The organism is Dyella sp. NPDC103356, assembly GCF_055584465.1.
Map to the genome: position 1 here is coordinate 139,883 of NZ_JBVJLZ010000010.1, position 20,155 is coordinate 160,037.

Sequence of the window (20,155 nt, forward strand, 5' to 3'; positions counted from 1 at the left end):
CCTCCCATCATGATCCTCACGGCTGCATCGCCACGGCTGCCGGCTCCTTACCCACGCTTATCGTCGCAACTACCTTTTTGGTGAGCGGACTGATCACGGAAACGGTATTGGAACCTGTATTGGCCACGTAGGCGCGAGCGGAGGTTCGACTCACTGCGACGCCCCCCGGCGAAATCCCTACTGGCACCGTGGCGATCACGACTTTGTTGATGGCATTGAGGACGGAAACGGAGTTGTCCGTGGCGTTGGCCACGTATACCTGGGCACCGATGACGCCGACAGCCACAGCGTCCGTGCCGCTGCCGACCGGAACGGTAGCCTTCACGGTGTTGGTCGCCGTGTCGATCACGGAAACATCATTGGAATCGAAATTAGCGACATATACCTGGGCGCCAAACGGGCCGGCTGCCACGCCAAAGGGACTGGTCCCTACCGGCACCGTAACAGTCACCGCATTGTTGGCTGTATCGATCACGGAAACGGTACTGTCCCCTACGTTAGCCGTATACACATGAGTCCCATCGGGGCTGATCGCTATACTCAGCGGAATGATTCCCACCGGAACCGTAGCGACAATGGCGTTAGTCGCTGCGTCGATTACGGAGACGGTACTGGAATTGGCGTTGGCGACATAGACGTGGGCGCCATCAGGGCTGACCACTAAGGCCCCGGGTGCGTTCTGAGCAGGCACCGTGGCGGTTACCGAATTCGTGCGGGCATCAATCACGGACACCGTGTTGTCACCAGCATTGGCCACATAGATGCTGGCTCCGCTCGGACTCACCGCGATACTTAGAGGAGCAACACCTACAGGTACCGTTGCGGTCACCGCATTGGTAGCCATGTCAATGACGGAAACGGAATGCCCGCCCTGATTGGCCACGTAAGCATTGTTATTGGCTAACGCAGGGAACGCCATCAACGCCATCAGCAAAGGAACTATGTAGCGAACCGCACCTGCGATCCAACGGCGTGCTACGGGGCGCGCATCGAACATCTCCAGCTCAATCATCATGAACATCCTTTAGAAGTTAATGCTGCGGTTCGGATACAACAACCTGACTTCACTTTTTCGTTCAGTACGCTATGTCCAGATCACTTAGCCTGGCTATTTTTTTCTCGCCATAGACCAAGCTGAAAGACAGATGCTCGTTCAACGCCTTATTTGAGCTGTAGACATAAAAGTAACTTGAGTCGGCAAGCCTTACCGTGAAATCCGACTTGCCTATCAGGCAACGGTCCGACTCATCCTGGCAATCTTCTTCAAGTCTCTCCTTGAAAAAATAAAAGAATGCCCAGTCATATTGATCGGCATCGGAGACTTTTGACATGAAATCGTTCGTAACCAGCCCCAGTCTATCGACTGCCCTCAAGCCAAACACCGCACCGGCCGGGACATCCACTATCACAAATTCGGGAGCAGCGATCGTCAGCAATGGCTGAAGAAATTCAAAGACACTTTTCCCCGATAGATAAGCTGCGTCGGGGGCTGACCATTGAAGCCATTTGGCGGCGCTATCCATCGCTGACGTCTTCATATGAGCCCACAGTATGCTTTGACGGCAGCGCTCGTAAAGTACCTTGACGATAAACGTAACTTCTTCCCTGCCCAGGCCATTCTGGTAGCTTGCATCTGCGGAATCGAGCATCCACCCTAGTGGAATCTCCAGGGGATCCGAGGCCGTAGACATGCCACCATTTCGTTGCAGACTTGTTTGCCTGTCGTTATGGATGGCCACCTTGGGCGGCTGTATTACTCCCCCACACAATACCGATCCCTTGGCCAGTAAAGTCGACACTTTATTGGGTCAAGTAACCCAATCAGGGACGGAGGCCAAGGCTTTCGCGGAGCTTGAAGCATTAGGCACTGACGCCGTGCCTTATCTCGTCGGCCATTTGAGTGACATGCGCCAGCTTCCCAAATCGGAGATCGAGCTGAACAACGATGCCGACGATGCGTTCGAAGGCATCCGTCACTACTCACCATCTGTAGTCCACGACGCTTTGGCCGCCATTCTCAACCAGCTCACAGGACAGAACTTCGTTGTTGTCTACAACGGCGCCAGTCCGGCGGATCGCCAATCAAACACAGCCTTGTGGCAGCAATGGTGTGTACGAAACTATCCCAGCAAATCGCCCACTTGTCTGGGGCAAGCGCTGGCAAGATAAAACCCAAATCGCATTGATTTGTCACCGACCGGGCGAACAGAGTGCGCCTGCAACACACTCTGTTCCGGGATCCATTACTGAGCCGCTCTGGCAACGTCCTGCTTCAACAGGTAGACCGATGCCGCAAGCAACACGATGTCCTTCATGAGAAAGGGGACGTTGCCGACCATGGCCGGAAAGCCACCGGCCGATTCGGCCCAGCCGTTAGGCATGAAGGGGATGATGGTAACCGTCATGACGAACGTGACTACCGAACCGGCCGCACCGAGGATGCCTAGCCGCTTGCTCCAGTAGCCAAGCAAGATCAGCGACCCGAACGTCCATTCGGAAACGCCGAGGAACCAGCTCGCGCCACGCACGCCGAAGACCGGGTACATCCACGAAATAAGCGGTCCGTTGCTGATGAAGGGAATCAGCGTCTGCGCCTCGTACTCGAACCATTTCTGGTAGCCGAAGAAAAAGAACATGATCACCATGGATGCGCGCACCAGGTGATAGTCAAAATCCTTCCGTAACAGGGCGGATTTCGATAGAGCGTTGATAAGTGAGTTCATTGGCAGCTCCTTCGTTGATTGACGGTGGAGCCACTTTACGAAGGAGCATTGATATTATTAATGCTTAAAAAAGTCGTAAACATGCTCAATTAACTCAAATGTCGACGACTGCGCTCCAACGCTTATCGCTGACCGCTACCTCGCGTTCCCGCCCCAGGTAGCTCGGCTGCGGACGTCTTCTCACCAGGCTCTCGAGCCATCAGTCGAATAGGTTCCAACCTGCATGACCTCCCTGAGGACTAGGCATCGCCACCCTGCCTCTTGCCCGAGGGCGACTCGCCGAAAGCCGATCGATAGGCCTTGGCGTCGTGAAGCAGCGCATGTCGCGCACGTTCTTCGGTTAGCCGCCGCCAGGTCCAGCGAATGCCAAATTCGCTTTCTTCCGGATCACACTGCGCAATACCGAGTACATAGCCGCCATTGGGGGCCCGGAGGATCCACTCCGCATCCGAATGAAAGGGCCTCCGGCCATAGATTAGGCCACGAGAGTAGATCTCTTGACGAAAGAGAATCTCAAAGTCCGATGCGGCATAACGCGTGCCATCGACATCGATGCCTTGTGCCATGAATGACTTTTCCAGCTGAACTTTCGCTGCCGGCGGCGGCAGCTTGGCAGCAATGATCGGACCGACAATGGCAAGCAGACCGAAAAGCAGCAGCATCCAGACGTCGCCCATTTTCCAGAATCCTTGGCTTTGAGTAATTTCGATCAGAACTGTTCGGGCAGCGTCAGTTAGCTGCTCCGTCATTCTTATCGCAGATGGTGAATGAGATGATCCGCTATTGGCAGGCAGCCAGGTACGCGATCCACGTGGCAAATGGCTAGGTCTGGCAGGCCTAATCACCTACCTGTACGCCCTGCGCGCCGCGCTCAGTAAATCAAGTTTTCCGACCGTCGGTCGATTCAGTGATGGAAGGCGCAATCAAAGGTCCATGTATGAAGTCTTGCCCCATTTGTACTCATAGCTTTCCCAATTTCCTCCCGCTTCCGAACAGTTACTTCGACACGTTCCATCGACTGAATGTGTCCTACTCGCTGGATCAGTTCGAGACGCTCAATGTCGGGCAGTATTTGTGCCCCATCTGCCAGGCATCCGATCGGGATCGCCTGTATGCCCTGTTTCTGAAGGCCTATGTGCAGCAACGCTCCGAGCAGGCGCTGCGTGTGCTGGATATCGCGCCAGCACCCAGGCTTTCTCAATTCCTGAAGAGCTTGCCGGGTGTGCAATATCGCTCCGCCGACTTGATGTCACCGCTGGCGGACGACAAGGTCGACATCACCCAGATGGATTGCTATGCCGATGGCAGCTTCGACCTCATCGTGTGCTCTCACGTTCTGGAGCATGTGCCTGACGATGCCAAGGCCATCCGCGAGCTGAATCGTATTCTGGCGCCCAACGGGGTCGCCATTCTGATGGTGCCGATCTTGCTCGGTCTGCAGCAAACCGATGAGGATCCGAGCGTGACGGACGTCAATGAGCGCTGGCGGCGCTTTGGTCAGGACGATCACATCCGCATGTACGAGCGCGAAGATTTTCTCAAGCGGCTACGCGCGGGCGGCTTCCAGGTGAATAGCCTCGATGTCGCAACATTCGGGCGCGAGATTTTTCGGCAATGCGGCATTACGGAGCAGAGTGTGCTCTATATTGGGCAGCATTCGTAGACCGGACCCTCCATCGAAAAAGGAACACGAAATAGAAAGTCGTGACCACAACGATTGAGTTCGCTGCCATTAAAGCCAACGCAGCGGGTATGGATGTAAATACGTCGTAGTGAAACTTGCGCATGAGTTCAACTATCCACAGCAATGGAACGTTGAACAGCCAGCATTGAGCTCTGTCCACCAGAGTGCAGAGATGATTAATACCGCAACTTTCCATACGAGCAAAGGTAAGCACGGACACCACGAAGTGCACGACCGAAACACCGACAAATAGCGTTGCTTTCTGCCAAGTCTTCATCACGACCCATATCCCTACGAGAGAATATCAGGCACTCGCCACAGAAATTCTTTGCCGGCCTCGCCCTTAAAACACGAAATCAGCAAACACCGGAAAGTGATCCGATGGGTATCGCCCATCCTTCGAGGTCGTCACAGTACGGATATCAATGGGCTGTACGCCACGATAGAGAATCCAATCGATGCGCTCGGTCGGCGTACCGGTGAAATCGTGAAATGTCTTGGCGGGGCCCTCGCGCTTCGGCGCGCTATCCCATGCGTCCTTCAAGCTCGCGGTTAGCGTGCTGTGCGCCTGACTTTCCGGGCCCGTATTGAAGTCGCCGGTAATGATCACCGGCGTGCCCGCCGGCAACTTGGCAATCCATGCGGCAATTTCCTTTGCACCGCGCGAGCGGGCGTCCTCGTCCTGGTCGCGATACGGGAAATGCGTATCCAGCAGGTAGAAGCGTTTGTGGTCCGACAGGCGCTCGAACAACGCCCAGTTGACCATGCGCGGAAAGATATTCCCCCAGGTGATGCTGGCCACCTTGTCCGGCGTATCGGACAACCAGAAATCGCCGGACTCGATAACTTTCAGCCGGTCCTTACGATAGAAGATGCCCATGTGTTCGTCGGCATGTCCACCGAAACGGTCGCGGCCAAACCAGGTGTATTCGGGGAGACGCTCCACCGTGTCGTCGCCCTGCCGCTTGTTCAATTCCTGCGTGCCGATCACATCGGGATGCAGCTGCCGAATGGTGTCAGCGAACAGATCGCGCCGTTTTTCCCACGCGTTGGGCCCATCCTGAGCAGCCGACGTTCGAACGTTGAACGTCATCACCTTGAGTTCCCCCGCGAGCGCGGGCAGCGCGATAGCGGCCATGACGATAGCGAGGGTAATTCGAGAGAGACGAGGCATAGGTTCGGCTTCTTCGGAATGACCCGACGACTATAGCGGCACTGAAGCAAAACGGTACCGTCTGAGCACCCATTCCCCGCGAGTCGTCACGCTTTTACCGGCACCGGCAAGCACTCCATGATCTCCACCGATTCCCCGGGAAAGATCGTGAAGTGCGGGTGTCCCTCGAACATCTTCGCCGCCGCCTCGTACGATTCGGCACGTACCACGGTATAGGCCGCCAAGGCGTTCTTGATATTTTCCGTGCCGCGTGGAGACACACGGACGGTTCGGCTCAGCGGCGCGCCCATATCGACGATCGCAGCCTTATGGGCCTGCGCCCAGGCCTCCCAGGCTGCCATGCCCTGCCTCTCCCGCTCCTGCCGCTCGGCTTCGCTCAGGTCGTTCCAACCGGATGCCTTGAATGATGCTTCCGAGCCTATGTAGACAACGAGGTAATTCTTCACGATCCACTCTCCCATGGTTGGTGCCGAACCTAATTCCAAGATCAGGCCACGCTCCGTTCTTCAAGCGTGCGCCGCGACAGGTCTAGGCTGCGTCTCCATGGCGGGCCATGGATTAGCCCAACCCGGCATAGTCATCAGGCCATCGAGCCAGCGCACAATGTTTGTATATTTGCTCATCGGCATCTTCGCCTCATGCCAATCGCAGGCCATCGATGCCAGTTGAAAGTCCGCGATGGTGAGCCGGTCGCAAGCGACGAAGTCGCGCCCCTCCAGGTGCTTGTCCAGAATCGTCGCGAGATGGTGAAACTCGGGGACGATCGCTTCCAGTTGCGCAAGGTCGGGCTCGCCGATATGGAACACCACCTTGACCAGGTTCTCGAAGTAGAACGTGCCGGCAGCACGCAGCCAGTGATTGTCATTCCATGACAACCAGCGAATTATCTGTACCTGCTCATCGGGGCGATTGACCGGCCACATGTCCGAACCGGCCTTGATGCACAGATAGGTCATGATCGCCGACGACTCCCACAGCACAAAGTCACCGTCCACCAAGGTGGGTGCCTTGCCATTGGGATTGAATGCCAGATAGGACGGCGCCTTTAGAGCGCCTGCCATCAGGTCCAGCTCGATAAATTCAGCATTGACGCCGAGGTGCTTGGCCAGGGCCAGTACGCGACGTGGTGCCTGCGCTTTGAACCAGTAGATCTTCATGCTGTTGCCTCCGGTGGTCTGTACCGGTGGCCGAGCTTACGCAGCAGCAAAATATGTTAAAGAACATATTCTGCAAGCTTGCTATATAGGCGCCAGGAGGTACCCACCATGCCCTATAGCCCCGAACATGCCGCCCAGACGCGCGCCCGCATCGTCGAGTCCGCCCGTCGCCTGTTCAACCGCCATGGCTTCGAGCAGGTCACCATCGACCAGATCATGGCCTCCGCCAGCCTGACCCGCGGCGCCTTTTATCACCACTTCCGCAGCAAGGACGACCTTTACGCGTCCGCCGTCGCCAGCTTCGTCACCTGCAATCCCTTCGCCGTGCAAACCGCCGATGCTGCGCAAGACCTGGATGATCCGCAAAAACTGGCCAAGATGCTGATCGAGCTCTACCTGAGTGACGAAGTGCTGGAGAACATCGACATGCACTGCCCGTTGTACGCCCTACCTTCCGACGTTGCTCGCGCGGGATTGGAACCGCAACAGGCCTATACCGATCTGATTCGCGGCATGAGCTATATCTATCGGGCGGCGCTTGAAGGTATTAGCGATGCGGATCGGCGAGCGGAGACGATGGTGGCGTTGTGCGTGGGCGGGATGGTTTTGGCGCGGACAACGAATGATGCGGGGTTGCGGAAGTCGTTGCGGGCTTCGGCCAGACATCAGGCGCTCGCGTTGCTGGATGCCGGTTGATAACGTAAGAGCTGCCTTTACCCATTAAAACTGAAGCTATATTCCGGACAGCTATGCGCTACGAGTTCTCCGAGGTTCTTAACGATCTGATCGACTACTTCCTTGTCGGTGACATTCTGCTGCTCAAGCGATACAAGGATCAGAATCATCTCGATGACGATCTGGCGTCGGAGTTTGTAAGCAACGATAGCGGCGAGAAGGCTGTGCGCGATGGCATCGTCGTCCCGCTCGCAGGGATAGAGAATCACCCATACACCATCATCTTCAACCTTTCCGAGGAAACGCCCGAGTTACTCAAGGCGGGGAATCGCTTGCAGCATCGGCGTGGCGGATATGTGCTACGGGTCGAGAATCGATCGGTCATGCTCTTCACGTGGCGAATACTGTCAAGCTTTACTGACGATGCGCTACAACGACTCCTGGCTCGCTACCAAGAACCCGGCAGACCTGCAGTTGAGCTTGAAAATGGCTGGTATGAGCTGGAGATTTTCGGAGGGGAGGTTTTGAGAAACGGCTGGCTTGAACCGGCTTTCGAGTTTGTTTTGAGAAAGGCCGATAAGCCGCGCGCCACCTCGCAGGCAGACATTAGTTATCGCTTCTCGATTCATTCGGACACCTGATCCCTTTCGCGCTCACCAGATCAGCAATGCGCACGCTGGCCAGGCTTCCCTGAGCGCAACTTCTTTCGCCCCTTGCAGTCTCGAGCCAAACAAAGGAGCCTTCCCTTTGTTTTAGTTTCGATGTGGACATAATGCCGCTCTTGATAACAGGGGATACCCATGAAAAAGCTTAAGTGCAGTGCATTGGTGATCTGTCTTGGGGCCGCGGCATGGAGTGGCGTGGTGACCGCACAGTCCATCATGGACTATATGAAACAGGACGGTTTGATAGCCGACGACCAACCAGCGGGCTTCAAAGATGCTAAATCCGCTGCCGCGGCCATCACCAAGGACTCTGCCTACACCAAATCCAATGTGCCCGAACTTGAGGCTGCAGGGATCACCCAATACGAAAACAAATCGCAGCGCTGGACCATGTGGTGGGTATTTGGCCCCAAATCCATGGCATATCCAGCGGTCGTACGTCGCCGCGTAGTCAATCTCGGCACCTATGCCGAAACACGCACCAGCCTATTGTGCGACGCAGCCAAGCCGGCCTGTGACACCCTCCGGCAGCGTTTCGATGCCATGGATCACATCTGCGGAAAAAGTACGCCTGCCTGCAAGCACTGACTGGAAGCGCGGCAAGGTTGAATGCGTGTGCGCACAAACGGACTGAGGGCCTTGTCTACAGCTTTATTGAGGCATCGATGAAACGGGATGGCGGAACGGGACGTCCACCATCTGGATATCCATTTCCTGGGTGCCCTGGATGTCCCCTCACAAGGTGCGTGGCCCTTCGCAATCGAGATCGGGCAGCTGAGCGAACCAACGACTGAAGCGCGCGTCCAGCCCATACGAGGTTGAGTCGATAGAAAATGCCACGCCCGATTTCGGCACGATCACCGGGTAGCCCGCGCCACGACCCTTTGTGTATCGGCGACCGAGGATATCGTCGACTCTCAGCACCCTATGAATAAACGGCTTGCGCTGTTCGAAGCGGTCGCCATGCAAGGTGATTCGCGCAATGAGTGCCCAAGCCGCGCCGTAGACCAGGCCAGTGATCACCAAAACGTCCACGCCTATGAGAATCGGATTGAAGACGGTCTTCCCATGGGCGTAAGGCGGAGTGAAAGCCATATAGGTCCATCCCAGGCCGAAGGCCAGCGCGCCTAATATGACCAGAATGCGAACCCACGGGACTACCTTGTAGACAATGGGATATTCAAGGCCCGAGCACTCCACGACTGCTGTCCCTCCATCCACAAAACTCATACGTTCCCCTATATCCCTCTGCGCAGGCTTAGTGCTCGTTCCTGGTGGTATGCGTGGGGTGGCACTTGCCACCGTCGCAGGCGATCACCACGCCATAACCACTGCACTGGGCTGTAAATGTCGAGGCGCCGTTATCGCGAACACTGCCACATCCCATTTGGTGGGCCACGCTCTGTGCCGCATCGGCGTCCACGCCTGCCAGGCCCTGTTGCGCTTCGGCCTGTGTCTCACCCTGCGCCTCAGTAGATGTCACAGGCGCGTGGCCGGAAGAAGGCGATGTGGATGTAGCGGACTCCGACATGGCGGAAGGACCGCGCGCAGCCGCTGAGGTTGTCGCTGAAACTTCAACCGAGGCAGGCGGAGCGCTAGTCGACTCCGATGATGCATTGGCGTTCCCTGCGAGCACTCCAGAAGCGGGAGCCCTGGCAGTTGTCATGCCTGCGTCGTAGTGGGAGAGATGATTTCTGATCGCAAGCTGCACCGCACCCGGCAATGTATTCTTCTCCTCACCGTGTGGCTTCATGGCCGCAATGGTCCGGGTAAACACTTTCTTTCCATCGATGTCAGTCTCGACATAAATGATGTAGACCGATGCCTTGTCCGGGTTCTCGGCATTCGTATATAGCCCACGCTGATATTCGTCGGAAACACCATTGAAGGACTTGTCATCTGTAATGGTCGTCAAGGCCGAAGCATCGTGCGACGCGATGGCATTGCCGATCACTCCGCCTAGAGCACCACCCAGCCCCGCGCCGACGGCACCCGAGCGGAGTTGCGATCGCATATTTTCATAGATCACAAAGTGACTGACCGTGACCACTGGCGTGTGACCCGAAGCGACGAACTTCTCGAAGGCCTCGTGCTGCAACAGTCGCAGCGGCGGTGGCGACAGCTTGGCGTCTCCCGCGCGCATCACCCCGTATTGCTTGCTTGTGATCATCAAACTGAATATCTCGTCCTTCTTCTCCGTTGCCGGCCTTGTATCGCTGACATGCAACGTGTCCGACTTGGCAATGTCCGGTACGCTGACCTTGGTAACTACGGGAGCACAGCCGGCACAGGCCAGCAGTGTCAGAGCTAAAAAAAGCTTCTTCATAATTCCCCTGTCGCGAATGACGTAGATATCGGCAAGCGGGCTCACACGAGTGAGCAACTCGAACTATCGAAGCCAGCCGAGTACTCTTCGCACCCGACTGGATAGAAAAGCAGAACAGGGAATCACGGCGGCCGAACCTGCCTACCTGGAAGTCGCAAGCCTAAAACGCCGCGTGGACGGCGCTATACAAAGCCAAGCATATTTTCCCCTGATGCGACAGACCTCTTCGATTTGCTTGGGAAGTATGTGGCGGTCCAATTATCGACGCAAGTACGCCAATATCGAATGAATTTGCGATCACACGCATAGGGACGCGCCGAAGACTTCCAGCAACTTCGCGCGAGCGCGATACCCAGGACACGATATGCAGGGCACCATCCATTAAGCAAATTTCTTGGGTGGCCGAGATATGCCACCTACAGTTTCAGGATGCCCCTGTCTATCAATCCCACCAGAAAAACCAGTTACCACTGCCTAACAGCGCCTTCGCCAGGTTGCTTTCAGTCTGCACGCCCTGATGAACGATGTCGGCGCAGTAAATGAATTGCTCGTGCGCGAGCCGGCGGGCTTCTTCCATCGTTTGTGGAGGGCGCTCTACAGTGAACTCGATGACATCGGAGGAAATGCTGGTCACCGCCGCGCCGAACTGCTCGTACCAGCGCTTGAAGAATGCGACATGTATGTCAGCTCCCGGGCACTCATTCCAGCCACCGATTTTCAGGTAAGCAGGAACCTGCCAGGGCTCTTGTACAGGCACCAGACCGATAAAGACTTCGGCCTTTGGCTGACCCGACAGAACATCGTAAACGACAGTCAATAATCCTGGCTGCTGTGCATTTCCTGCCGCCAATTCGGGACCATCCGTGCTGTAGTATTCCGGCTCTTCTTCGACCCGGCCCGCTACCCACTGATCTATATCCAACGCCGCACCAGAACGCACGTAGTCGTCGAACGATGCGTCCCCCATGCCCATCACAGTTGTAATGTTGTCATAGTCCCTACGGTCACCAAAGACCACGGGCACCACGCCCGGCTGTTTGCGCAACTCCTGCAGCGTAGTCCATGCCTCTGTACCGCTGACGATGCGAACGTCGAACGAAGCGCCCTCCATGTCGGAGGCACCGTTCGGCGATGCCACACTCACAGGCAGGCTCGGCTTCCTGAAGCCGAAAAGCTTAAGCCAGTCACGCATATCCCATTCCCCTGTTCCCTTCGACACAATTTGCCCTATCGACCGAGGCAATGGCAACTTGCTAGTAAGCTTTATCGCGTGACGTGTGGAAAGCTGCATGGAGGAGCATTTCTTGGATGTCCCAGAATGCGTCGCTTATTTCCTTTCAGGAATCCTGGCGAGACAGGTACGGCGCTCAGTGAGGCAAATTGGCCTGCTGCGTCTGCAAAAAGCGGCGAACTTCGGGGTCGCGTTCAAGACCAATCGCAATGTCGTAAGCATCATGGGCTTCGCTGTAAGCGCGGGTTCGGGCCAGTAATGCGGCCCGAGCAGCCCAATACGGCTGGTATTGGACCAGCCTTCCATCGTCGGCAAGCGCATTGACAATATCCAACGCAACAGCAGGCCCCTTCCACTCTGCAATGGCCAGTGCGCGGTTGAGCGCCACGACTGGCGAGCCAGAAAGCGCGAGCAATGCATCGTAGAGTTGTACTTCCGCCGTCCAATCGGTGCGCCCGGTGCGGCGACGCTCGACATGTGCCGACTGCAGGGCCGCTTCGAGCTGGTAGCGACCTATACGATCGAGGGTGCTTGCATGTCGCAGCAATGCTTCAGCTTCGTCGATCATCGCCGCATCCCACAGCGAGACATCCTGATCGGCCAACGGTACGTAGCCACCTTCCGTATTCCGCCGAGCACTACGTCGTGCGTCCGCATGCAGCATCAACGCCAGCATGCCTAGCGCTTCCGGCTCCTGTGGCAGCATCACGACGACCAGTCGGGCAAGAAACAGCGCTTCGGAGGTGAGATCACGCCGAGCCACGTCGGTGCCGCCGGGATCGCTCCACCCTTCCGCAAAGGCGGCATAGATGGCATCCAGTACACCATCCAGCCGCCCCGCCAATTCATCGCGCGCTGGAATGGCAAACGGGATACCCGCTGCACGAATTTTTTGCTTGGCACGAACCAGTCGCTTGCTCATCGCATCCGGCGAGGTGAGAAACGCCGAAGCAATCGTCCTCCCATCCAGCCCCAATACCGTCTGCAGCATCAAAGGCGCACGGATATCGGTATCGATGGCCGGGTGCGCGCAAGCGAACAACAAGGCCAGTCGTTTGTCGGGAATCTCTATGTCGGTGCCGGCGTCTGCAGATGCTGACGATTGATCCTCCGCAGCCATGAGTAGTTGCGCGGTTGCGGCCTCACCCGTGCGGCGACGCCGCATTCCGTCGATGCCTTTTCGACGCGCAACGGTCATCAACCAAGCCTCCGGATTGGCCGGGCAACCGTTGACCGGCCATTCCGCCAGGGCAATGGCGAAGGCTTCAGACAACGCATCCTCAGCCGCCGCCACATCACGCGTGTCGGCGGCCAGGAAGGCGACGAGCTTGCCGTAGCTGCGGCGCGCGACGGCATCGGCTACGTCGCGCGCCTGCACCCCGCTATTCACCCCGTCATGTCCCAAACCGGGCGCACCTCGATCGTGCCGTGGCCTGCGCCTGGGCAACGTGCGGCCCAGGCCAGGGCCTCATCCAGGGTTGGCACTTCGATAAGGTAGTAGCCGCCCAGCTGCTCCTTGCTGTCCACGTAGGGGCCGTCGAGCACCTGCGATTTACCGTTGACCAGGCGCACCGTGGTCGCAGTATCGGTGTCCTTCAATCGGTTGGAGCCCACCCATACGCCCGCCGCCTTCAGCGCCTGCGTGTAAGCGCCATAAGCGGCAACGCCCTGCTCCTGCTCGGCCCTCGACATCTTGCCCCAGCCACTCTCGTCCGCGTAAAGCATCAATAGATATTGCATTGGGATTCTCCGTTGGAGGCGGGCACCATGCGCCGCCACCCCTATGACGTGCGAAGGGCTGCAGTTTGGACACTCCATCTTAAACCTCGAGAACGAGGGCTTTAACACTAGCCAGGCTCAAGAGTCGGACACACCGCAAGGTGCTGATAAGCCCAGGTCACGGCGACCCACCATATCCTTGCCCCCTTACTATCGGGAACGGCTTCAGGGCCCTCGAACAACCTCTCCTACCCGTCATCCCGGCGCAGGCCGGGACCCAGTGACGTCGGTTAGCGGGGCGAGCCGTTCGTCCCGGCCTCAGGCGGGTAACACACGGGGTGAGAGATCTCCTGATCCCCCATTCCAATCGTTTATCGCTTGCCTGCGTCGACGATGGTTACCTTGTTGAACTGCACATCGCGCGCGCGATCCTCGGTCGCGGTGAAGCCGGTGCAGCCGCTCGCCGGTGCGCACTGAAAATGGACGAGACCGAACGGCCAGGGACCAACAAAGCTGTCCTTGTCGAATGGGGCAAGCGCAATGTCGCCGCGTGAATAGCTGAGCACGACGTTGCCGTCTTTCTCGGTGACGGTGTAGAGCACGTGCAGCTCGTCGCTGTAGTACTCGCCTTCTAGTGCCTTCGGATCAGGCAGTTTCATGGGCGCGATGCGCTTGGCATGCTTTACACGCGCATTGCGGCGCCAAGTACCGCCTTGGATCACGCCGTCCGCGCCGGGCGGGTCGAAGGTGAATTGGGCGTTGACCAGTTTGGCGAAGAACTCGCGTTCGCCTGCGGCGTAGAACGGCATCTTGTCATCGCCTGCGGTCCAGCCCACCAAGTGGCCGTGCTCCTTGGCGAACGTGATGGCCGAGCCGTTCTCCAACGCGTACGTGCCCACCAAGGCATCCAGCTGTGCCGGGTCGATCGGTACTTCGGTACGGCTGCTGTAGTCGGGAATGGGAGTCGGCTGCGCATCGAGCTTGCCATCGAGGTAAATGTCCGCGATGCGTTCGCCCAGCTGCGTTACATGAAGGTCAGCGCCGTTGGCGACGATGACCACCGACAGGTGCTGATCGGGAAAACGCAGCAGGTTGCTTCTGAAGCCCGCATCCGCGCCGTCGTGGCCGATGGTCTTGAGCCCGCGATAGCTGCCGGCAAAAACGCCGTCGCCATAGTCGGTGGCCGTGCCGTCGTTGAGCTTGGCCGGCGTCTGCATCTGAGCCAGTAACGGCTTGCCGCCGACGCGTGCATCATCAAAATTTTTCTGCCACAGAGCGAGGTCGTCCGCCGTCGTATACAGGTTGGTGGGGCCCACGACTGAAAATGATAAGGCGATGCCTTCGTAGCCTGCGCTTGGCGAGGGCTGATAGGACTGCGCGCGGCCTGGGACCAACGTGCTGTATTGCTCGTGAAAGAAAGTGTGCTTCATACCCAGCGGGTCGAAAATGCGTTCCTTCGAAAACGCCGCCAGTGATTTTCCAGATACCCGCTCGACGATCATGCCAAGCAGCGTGTAGCCGGTATTGCAGTATTCGAACTCGCTACCAGGCGCGAAATTCAGGGCGTGCTGGCGACGAACAAAGCGCATCGCGTCGTCGCCAGTGATCACGTCGTCCATGCGCCACCCGGCCATCGACAACAAATTCAACTGGTCGCGCAGTCCGCTGGTGTGATTGAGCAGATGACGAATCCGGATGACTTGGCCGAAGTCGGGCAGCTCAGGCAGGTAGCGACGCACGTCATCATCTAGCGACAGCTTGCCGTCCTGTGCGAGCAGCAGCACAGAAAGCGCGGTGAACTGTTTCGATACGGATGCGACATGGAAAATCGTCGATGGCGTGATCGCGCGACCTTGTTCGATGTCGGCCATACCAAAGGCGTGCCGATAGACGACCTTGCCGTCCTTGACCACCTCCACTGCCGCACCCGGCGTGTCAGGGCTGTTCCATTTTGCGAATAAGGCGTCGACCTGCTGTTGCTTGCTTGCGGCCGGGGCCGCTGCATGTCCCTGCGGACTGGCTGCCAACACCAGCGCTGAAAGCAACGCGAGTTGAGGTAGCTTCATGGGACGCCAGCTCCTGTGTGGGTGCATGTCGGAATTGCGACCTATGCGCCCAAATTGCCCGTCGGAGCCTTACCGTTACCAGTGTGCTCTTGCCCATTGCGGTGTGATGGCGATGCTGCTAGCTGAGACGGTCGAGAGAATGGTTGCGGGTCCGATGTCATTGCCTATGAAAATGGTTCTGAGGACCTCTGGGGCACGCGCGTGCAATTGACGTGTTAGTTCGAGGGACAAACGAAAAACAATCGGGTCAGAGCACTTTTCCTGGCTAAAAAGGAACCTGCCCCCTTTTGTTTTGGCGTCTCGGGAGCAGCCGAGTCGTTTAACTACCGTGCTCCATCCCTCCCTATCTCCCGTTGCCTGAATGTCCAAGCGCGGCGTTTGCAGCGGAAGTTGTCAGGAAAATTAGATTCGGCGCGTGGGCGTTTGTGCTGGAGAGCAGCGACCGTGATGCGTGGCACGGATCGAAGTCATCGTGCATGAACACTTGTATGGCGCCAATTCGGCGCCATGCGAAAAGGATTCTTCGATGAGGCTTCGGCTACTTGTTTTCCCTTTGATCGCCACATCGGCTCTTTCGGTCAGCGCTGCACAATCTACACAGTCCTTTGCGAACGCATCTCAGATTGCCGCTATTGAGCCGAGCAATGCGACTCAATTAAATACGGCCGAGCCACTAACCGCCATTGGCAGGTGCCTCATATACTCCAACGGCAACCAGGTTACTGGGGCATTATTTGCTCAAGATCCAATCATCTTGGCTTCGTGGTCCACCCGATGTACCGGTGTAATTACAGCCTCAATGGTCAGCATTCACGGCAGGTATCAGGTCCAGACTCTGGACGGTGGCACATGGAGGCCAGTGTTTGATAGCGATACCCAAGGGGCCCCGGCTTATTTGCCCAATAGTGCGCCGGGCGCATACCGGATTGTAGGTTACTCTTTAAAGGCGGAGGGAAGTTCTCCATATAAGCTCAGTTATAACCGTCCAGTTTCTTGAGTCTGGTTATTATCAGGCCCTCACATCAATGCCAATCCTTGATGTGAGGGCGAGTATAAAATCAGACATTTTACTCGTCGTCGCGTCAACTTCGGCATAAAAATCAATGCTATTTTTAAATAGGAAGTCTCTCTTAAGCATTGATGTCTCGGGAAGATGAAACGCTTGTAAAGCATTCATGGGCTCGTTGCCGTCGACCTGCTGGACCACCATAAATGCTGCAGAAAGGCCGGAGATCTGTCCTTCGGAGAAAAGAGTGACCGCCAGTTTCCCCAACTCCTTTGGGGTGATATTTGTCAGATCCACACCTTTTAATGCCTGCTTGACATTGTCGGATGCGGATGCCATCGCATCGCTGGTGGAGCTATTTTCAATGGGATTATCAACGTAACCGTTATAATTGGTATAGCGTTGCTGTAATGCGGCACCATTGGAGTTGGCGGCTGGCGTTCTAACCGGAACGATCTGCACTTTATTTCTCCTTGCCTTGATCGGCCATGACGTGCGTTGAGCATCCTTTGGCTCGCGTGCTCTACTTGCCATACATCATGTATCGGCATCTCCTTTGTTTCTTTTAGCTTCAACTGCATGCTCTTTATCCCAACTTGGTGTGGGCAATAGCCACGATCCTTGTCGTCTAGAAAAGTTGCGCATCGATTAACGCCACGCTGGGTGACATGCATCGGAACTCCCGAGACTTCGATTCATGGCTGGCGGAGCATGAGGCTTCACACACCAGCAAGACTGCGCTACATAGTTCAGCCATGGCATGAAGCGTTCTACTGGCGCACATCGCCGAAGCGGATCGACATTCCGAAAGCTCCCGAGTCGCTTAACATCGCGTCCCCTTATCCCCCGTTAGCCAGGCGCCTACACCACGTCGGGATACAGCGTTGGCAGTTGAAGCTAAAAAAAGCAAAGAAGATGCCGATACATTGCAGGCGGAACAAGCGATTCCAAGGATGCTCAGCGCACGTCATAGCCGATCTAGGCAAGGAGAACTAAAGTGCAGATTGTTCCGGTCAGAACACCAGCCGCCAATTCCAATGGCGCCACATTGCAGCAGCGCTATGCCAATTATAATGGCTACGTTGACAATCCCATTGAAAATAGCTCCACGAGTGACGCCATGGCGTCTGCCTCGGACAATGTCAAACAGGCATTGACGGGTGTCGACTTGACGAACATCACTCCGAAGGAGTTGGGCAAGCTGGCCTCCGTCCTTTTCACTGAGGGACAAATCTCCGAGATTTCGGCAGCGCTCATGCTGGTGCAGCAAGTCGATGGGAACGAGCCCATCAATGCTTTAGAAGTATTTCAGCACCACCAAGCGTCGCTGCAATCGCTGAAGGCCACTCCCTACTTCAAAGACAGCAACGCTGGCTATGCCGAAGTTGAAGCGACAACAAGTAAGTTGTCTGATTTCATATTCGCCCTCACATCAAAAATCGGTATCGATGTGAGGGCGTAGCCGAACTAACCAAATAGGTTTAAGAGACGATTTAACTAACCCCGTCCACTTAGCCGTGAGGATCAGTGCCCCAGATCAGCTCCCGGATCACCTTTTGCGCCGGGCGCTCCCCGGCCTGCGCCGCAGCAAAAATAAGAGCCCCTTCCTAGCTCACTCTGAAACTACATCTACTACGGATACCGTACCCACGCCAAACTGAGTGACCCTGTTGCGAACGGCATCCCGGTACGGCTCCAGGCTACGAGTCGTATTGCAGCTCCAAAACGAAAAATCAAATACAGACGATGTTTTTTTGTTGTCTGCCTGAATAGAAATTTTTGATGCCCTTTTCGCATCAAATACTTCCAAAAAGTCTATGGTCAGAGAGCCCGATGTCTCTACCCTACCAACATAGCTAGCACCGAGGGCGATGGGATCCTTGTCTGATTGCAAGAACTTGATGAAGTCCTGACGTCTCTCAGGTTGAATCGTCACCCGCAATTTGATTGGGCTTACTTGACCCGTTGCGCAGTACGACTCGCTACAAGCGGCAGACTGCACCCAGCCAGCCAGGGCCAGAGCAAGCAGCATGTTGGAAAGTATTGAGCGCATTGATTGTCTCCTGTCTTCGAGCCGGGCTCCTAGCCGGCGCTCTTTACCTCGCAGACTTATAGAGCCCCAGTCGAAATATCGGTGACGATATTCTTAGAGCAAGTGCCCACCTCGTCAGCCCAACACGACCCATTGACCGTTCCCAGAAATTTCGATGCGGGACCGACGATCACAACAACATAGTGGAAATTGATCCGTTTACCGACCTCTCTCCAATACACATGCCCAGGAAGAATCCATCGTATTTCTTCCTTACCGCTAGGGGCCAACGAGAATCGAGTTGACGCAGCCACGTGTTTCTCAAGCGATGTTACGAGGATCTGCGTAAGTTGATCATCGCCACTCGACTCAATGTTGATTGCCACCTTGCCTTCCGCCGCATGCAGCGTACTGGACATCCCAAAGGCAAACGTGAGGAACAGGACACCCACCATTTGCGTGAAATCAGGAACACAACGACCTCACAAGTCACAACGGGCGCGCGCTTAAGCACATGCACGATGTTTATTGTTGGCTTCAGAAATTTGAACTTCATTACTCACGCCGGACAGGCGAAAGTCCCTTCCCCCCCGAATGTGCTTGCCGGTAGGTGCTCGTTGCCCCTATAGACAGCTGGCAACTTCTCCCGCCTTATCCATACGCGCGTTGCTGCGTTCTTCCCGCCCCCTTTAGCCAATGTTGGCCCAGCGCTCTTGCCTTGGCCATCAAGGACTCAACTGTTCCCACAGCCCGCCAGTAGTGACTCTCAATGCCCAGCGTCTGAGCATGCCACTTTCGCTCCTGTAAACCCAGCTGGTTCAGGATTGACGGTGTTTCTGCGGCAATCGCGCCACGCTTTCCCTCTCGAACTATCCGACCGCTCCAGTCCAGCAGCTCCAGATAGTCGGCCGTTCGCGGGCTTAGGACCGGCGCCAGCAATATGCCGGCTAAAGCACGCAGCCTCGCCTGCAACGAATTCGCCCTTGTCTGAGTGTGCTGCAACCGTTGGCGAATGGAGGTGTGGTCTGAACCCACGAGATCGGTTGTCACCCCTGCCCGAATCGGGTTTAGGTCAACGTACGCCATGCAGCTCAGAACCGCCTGTTCGTCCAGCAACGCTTGGCATTTGAAGCGCCCCTCCCAGAAGCGACCAGTGCAACCATCTTCGCGATTGGCTTGACGGGCAATCGGCTCGTTCAGGCAACGCATGAACCACGACAAGCTGCCCAGACGGCTACGCAGCTCTGCTATGTGTTCTGGATCACCTTGCAGACGTCGTACCTTTTCTTGGCACAGCTCTTCATCGACAGCTTCGTTCACACGCACCGGAAACACGCGCACCCAACGCTCGGCCACTTCTTCATCTGACCAAGCCTCCGCAATCTGTGGGTCCACATACAACACGACATGCACATGGTTGCTCATCACAGCATATGCGTAGAGTCCCACCGCAAAGCACTCGGTCAGAGCCAGTAGACGCTCTTCCACCCAAGCTTTGCGGTGCTCGAAAGAGCGCCCGCTATAGGCATCCTCTCCGCAAAGGAAAGCACGCCTGACACAGCGAGAGACGCAGTGGAAGAAACCCGGTGTGCCCGGGTCGACCATTTGAATGCGCGGGTATGTCATGGGCATACCTTGCGCTTCGCTGCGAGTCGCTCATATCAGTCGACGGCGCACCGGCCTGCCCGTGGAGGACT

General features: G+C 56.5%; 22 protein-coding genes. 6 read left to right on the forward strand and 16 right to left on the reverse strand.

All coding sequences use genetic code 11. From position 1 onward, the window contains the following. Positions 1–16: 16 nt before the first annotated feature. Positions 17–1,015 (reverse strand): YVTN family beta-propeller repeat protein, encoded by a 999-nt coding sequence (locus ACZ6WW_RS20180; RefSeq protein ID WP_465275792.1) that lies wholly within the window; start codon positions 1,013–1,015, stop codon positions 17–19. 61 nt (positions 1,016–1,076) lie between these two features. Next, positions 1,077–1,691 carry a hypothetical protein gene (locus tag ACZ6WW_RS20185; RefSeq protein ID WP_465275793.1) on the reverse strand — a complete coding sequence of 205 codons (615 nt, stop codon included), beginning with the start codon at positions 1,689–1,691 and terminating at the stop codon, positions 1,077–1,079. Between ACZ6WW_RS20185 and ACZ6WW_RS20190 the strand changes: the two genes are divergently transcribed. Then, positions 1,690–2,169: a hypothetical protein gene (locus ACZ6WW_RS20190; protein ID WP_465275794.1), complete on the forward strand. Its 480-nt coding sequence runs from the start codon at positions 1,690–1,692 to the stop codon at positions 2,167–2,169. The two genes, ACZ6WW_RS20185 and ACZ6WW_RS20190, sit on opposite strands and share 2 nt — an antisense overlap. A gap of 74 nt (positions 2,170–2,243) precedes the next feature. Here ACZ6WW_RS20190 and ACZ6WW_RS20195 read toward each other — a convergent pair whose 3' ends face one another. After that, a complete protein-coding gene (locus ACZ6WW_RS20195; protein WP_281851830.1) occupies positions 2,244–2,723 on the reverse strand; it encodes a YkgB family protein in 480 nt (159 codons plus the stop codon). Between the two features lie 239 nt (positions 2,724–2,962). Then, the gene (locus ACZ6WW_RS20200) at positions 2,963–3,472 is read right to left on the reverse strand and encodes a hypothetical protein (protein WP_465275795.1); all 510 of its coding nucleotides are present in this window, start codon (positions 3,470–3,472) and stop codon (positions 2,963–2,965) included. Between the two features lie 275 nt (positions 3,473–3,747). Here ACZ6WW_RS20200 and ACZ6WW_RS20205 point away from each other — a divergent pair, with 275 nt between their 5' ends. Continuing rightward, a complete protein-coding gene (locus ACZ6WW_RS20205) occupies positions 3,748–4,386 on the forward strand; it encodes a class I SAM-dependent methyltransferase (RefSeq protein WP_465275796.1) in 639 nt (212 codons plus the stop codon). Between the two features lie 364 nt (positions 4,387–4,750). Here ACZ6WW_RS20205 and ACZ6WW_RS20210 read toward each other — a convergent pair whose 3' ends face one another. The 3 genes from ACZ6WW_RS20210 to ACZ6WW_RS20220 form a co-directional block, all read right to left on the reverse strand. Next, the gene (locus tag ACZ6WW_RS20210; protein ID WP_465275797.1) at positions 4,751–5,581 is read right to left on the reverse strand and encodes an endonuclease/exonuclease/phosphatase family protein; all 831 of its coding nucleotides are present in this window, start codon (positions 5,579–5,581) and stop codon (positions 4,751–4,753) included. A gap of 86 nt (positions 5,582–5,667) precedes the next feature. Beyond that, positions 5,668–6,027 (reverse strand): hypothetical protein, encoded by a 360-nt coding sequence (locus tag ACZ6WW_RS20215; RefSeq protein ID WP_465275798.1) that lies wholly within the window; start codon positions 6,025–6,027, stop codon positions 5,668–5,670. Positions 6,028–6,087: 60 nt separating this feature from the next. After that, positions 6,088–6,738, reverse strand: coding sequence for a glutathione S-transferase family protein (locus ACZ6WW_RS20220; RefSeq protein WP_465275799.1), 651 nt, complete (start codon positions 6,736–6,738; stop codon positions 6,088–6,090). Positions 6,739–6,846: 108 nt separating this feature from the next. On the opposite strand from ACZ6WW_RS20220, the gene ACZ6WW_RS20225 reads away from it, so the two are divergent. The 3 genes from ACZ6WW_RS20225 (at position 6,847) to ACZ6WW_RS20235 (ending at position 8,666) form a co-directional block, all read left to right on the forward strand. Further along, complete coding sequence (locus tag ACZ6WW_RS20225; RefSeq protein WP_465275800.1) at positions 6,847–7,434, forward strand: TetR/AcrR family transcriptional regulator; 588 nt, start codon at positions 6,847–6,849, stop codon at positions 7,432–7,434. A gap of 53 nt (positions 7,435–7,487) precedes the next feature. Then, complete coding sequence (locus ACZ6WW_RS20230) at positions 7,488–8,054, forward strand: hypothetical protein (protein WP_465275801.1); 567 nt, start codon at positions 7,488–7,490, stop codon at positions 8,052–8,054. A gap of 159 nt (positions 8,055–8,213) precedes the next feature. Beyond that, positions 8,214–8,666 (forward strand): hypothetical protein, encoded by a 453-nt coding sequence (locus ACZ6WW_RS20235; RefSeq protein ID WP_465275802.1) that lies wholly within the window; start codon positions 8,214–8,216, stop codon positions 8,664–8,666. 147 nt (positions 8,667–8,813) lie between these two features. Here the strand turns inward: ACZ6WW_RS20235 and ACZ6WW_RS20240 are convergent, their stop codons facing one another. The 7 genes from ACZ6WW_RS20240 to ACZ6WW_RS20270 form a co-directional block, all read right to left on the reverse strand. Then, positions 8,814–9,308, reverse strand: coding sequence for a hypothetical protein (locus ACZ6WW_RS20240; RefSeq protein WP_465275803.1), 495 nt, complete (start codon positions 9,306–9,308; stop codon positions 8,814–8,816). A 28-nt stretch (positions 9,309–9,336) separates the two neighbouring features. After that, a complete protein-coding gene (locus ACZ6WW_RS20245; RefSeq protein ID WP_465275804.1) occupies positions 9,337–10,449 on the reverse strand; it encodes a hypothetical protein in 1,113 nt (370 codons plus the stop codon). 397 nt (positions 10,450–10,846) lie between these two features. After that, positions 10,847–11,596, reverse strand: a complete 750-nt coding sequence (locus ACZ6WW_RS20250) for a DUF4253 domain-containing protein (RefSeq protein ID WP_465275805.1) — start codon at positions 11,594–11,596, stop codon at positions 10,847–10,849. A 175-nt stretch (positions 11,597–11,771) separates the two neighbouring features. Beyond that, complete coding sequence (locus tag ACZ6WW_RS20255; protein WP_465275806.1) at positions 11,772–13,025, reverse strand: RNA polymerase sigma factor; 1,254 nt, start codon at positions 13,023–13,025, stop codon at positions 11,772–11,774. Continuing rightward, complete coding sequence (locus ACZ6WW_RS20260) at positions 13,022–13,375, reverse strand: YciI family protein (RefSeq protein ID WP_465275807.1); 354 nt, start codon at positions 13,373–13,375, stop codon at positions 13,022–13,024. Before ACZ6WW_RS20260 ends, ACZ6WW_RS20255 begins: the two co-directional genes overlap by 4 nt. 350 nt (positions 13,376–13,725) lie before the next feature. Next, positions 13,726–15,420 carry a serine hydrolase gene (locus ACZ6WW_RS20265; RefSeq protein ID WP_465275808.1) on the reverse strand — a complete coding sequence of 565 codons (1,695 nt, stop codon included), beginning with the start codon at positions 15,418–15,420 and terminating at the stop codon, positions 13,726–13,728. Between the two features lie 1,009 nt (positions 15,421–16,429). Then, positions 16,430–16,888, reverse strand: a complete 459-nt coding sequence (locus ACZ6WW_RS20270) for a hypothetical protein (protein WP_465275809.1) — start codon at positions 16,886–16,888, stop codon at positions 16,430–16,432. Positions 16,889–17,423: 535 nt separating this feature from the next. Between ACZ6WW_RS20270 and ACZ6WW_RS20275 the strand changes: the two genes are divergently transcribed. After that, positions 17,424–17,888, forward strand: a complete 465-nt coding sequence (locus tag ACZ6WW_RS20275) for a hypothetical protein (RefSeq protein ID WP_465275810.1) — start codon at positions 17,424–17,426, stop codon at positions 17,886–17,888. Between the two features lie 150 nt (positions 17,889–18,038). Here ACZ6WW_RS20275 and ACZ6WW_RS20280 read toward each other — a convergent pair whose 3' ends face one another. Together ACZ6WW_RS20280 and ACZ6WW_RS20285 are read right to left on the reverse strand one after the other, a co-directional pair. Beyond that, positions 18,039–18,479: a hypothetical protein gene (locus tag ACZ6WW_RS20280; protein ID WP_465275811.1), complete on the reverse strand. Its 441-nt coding sequence runs from the start codon at positions 18,477–18,479 to the stop codon at positions 18,039–18,041. 630 nt (positions 18,480–19,109) lie between these two features. Then, entirely contained in the window at positions 19,110–20,084 is a 975-nt protein-coding gene (locus tag ACZ6WW_RS20285) for a transposase (RefSeq protein ID WP_465275812.1), read from the reverse strand. Positions 20,085–20,155 lie beyond the last annotated feature (71 nt).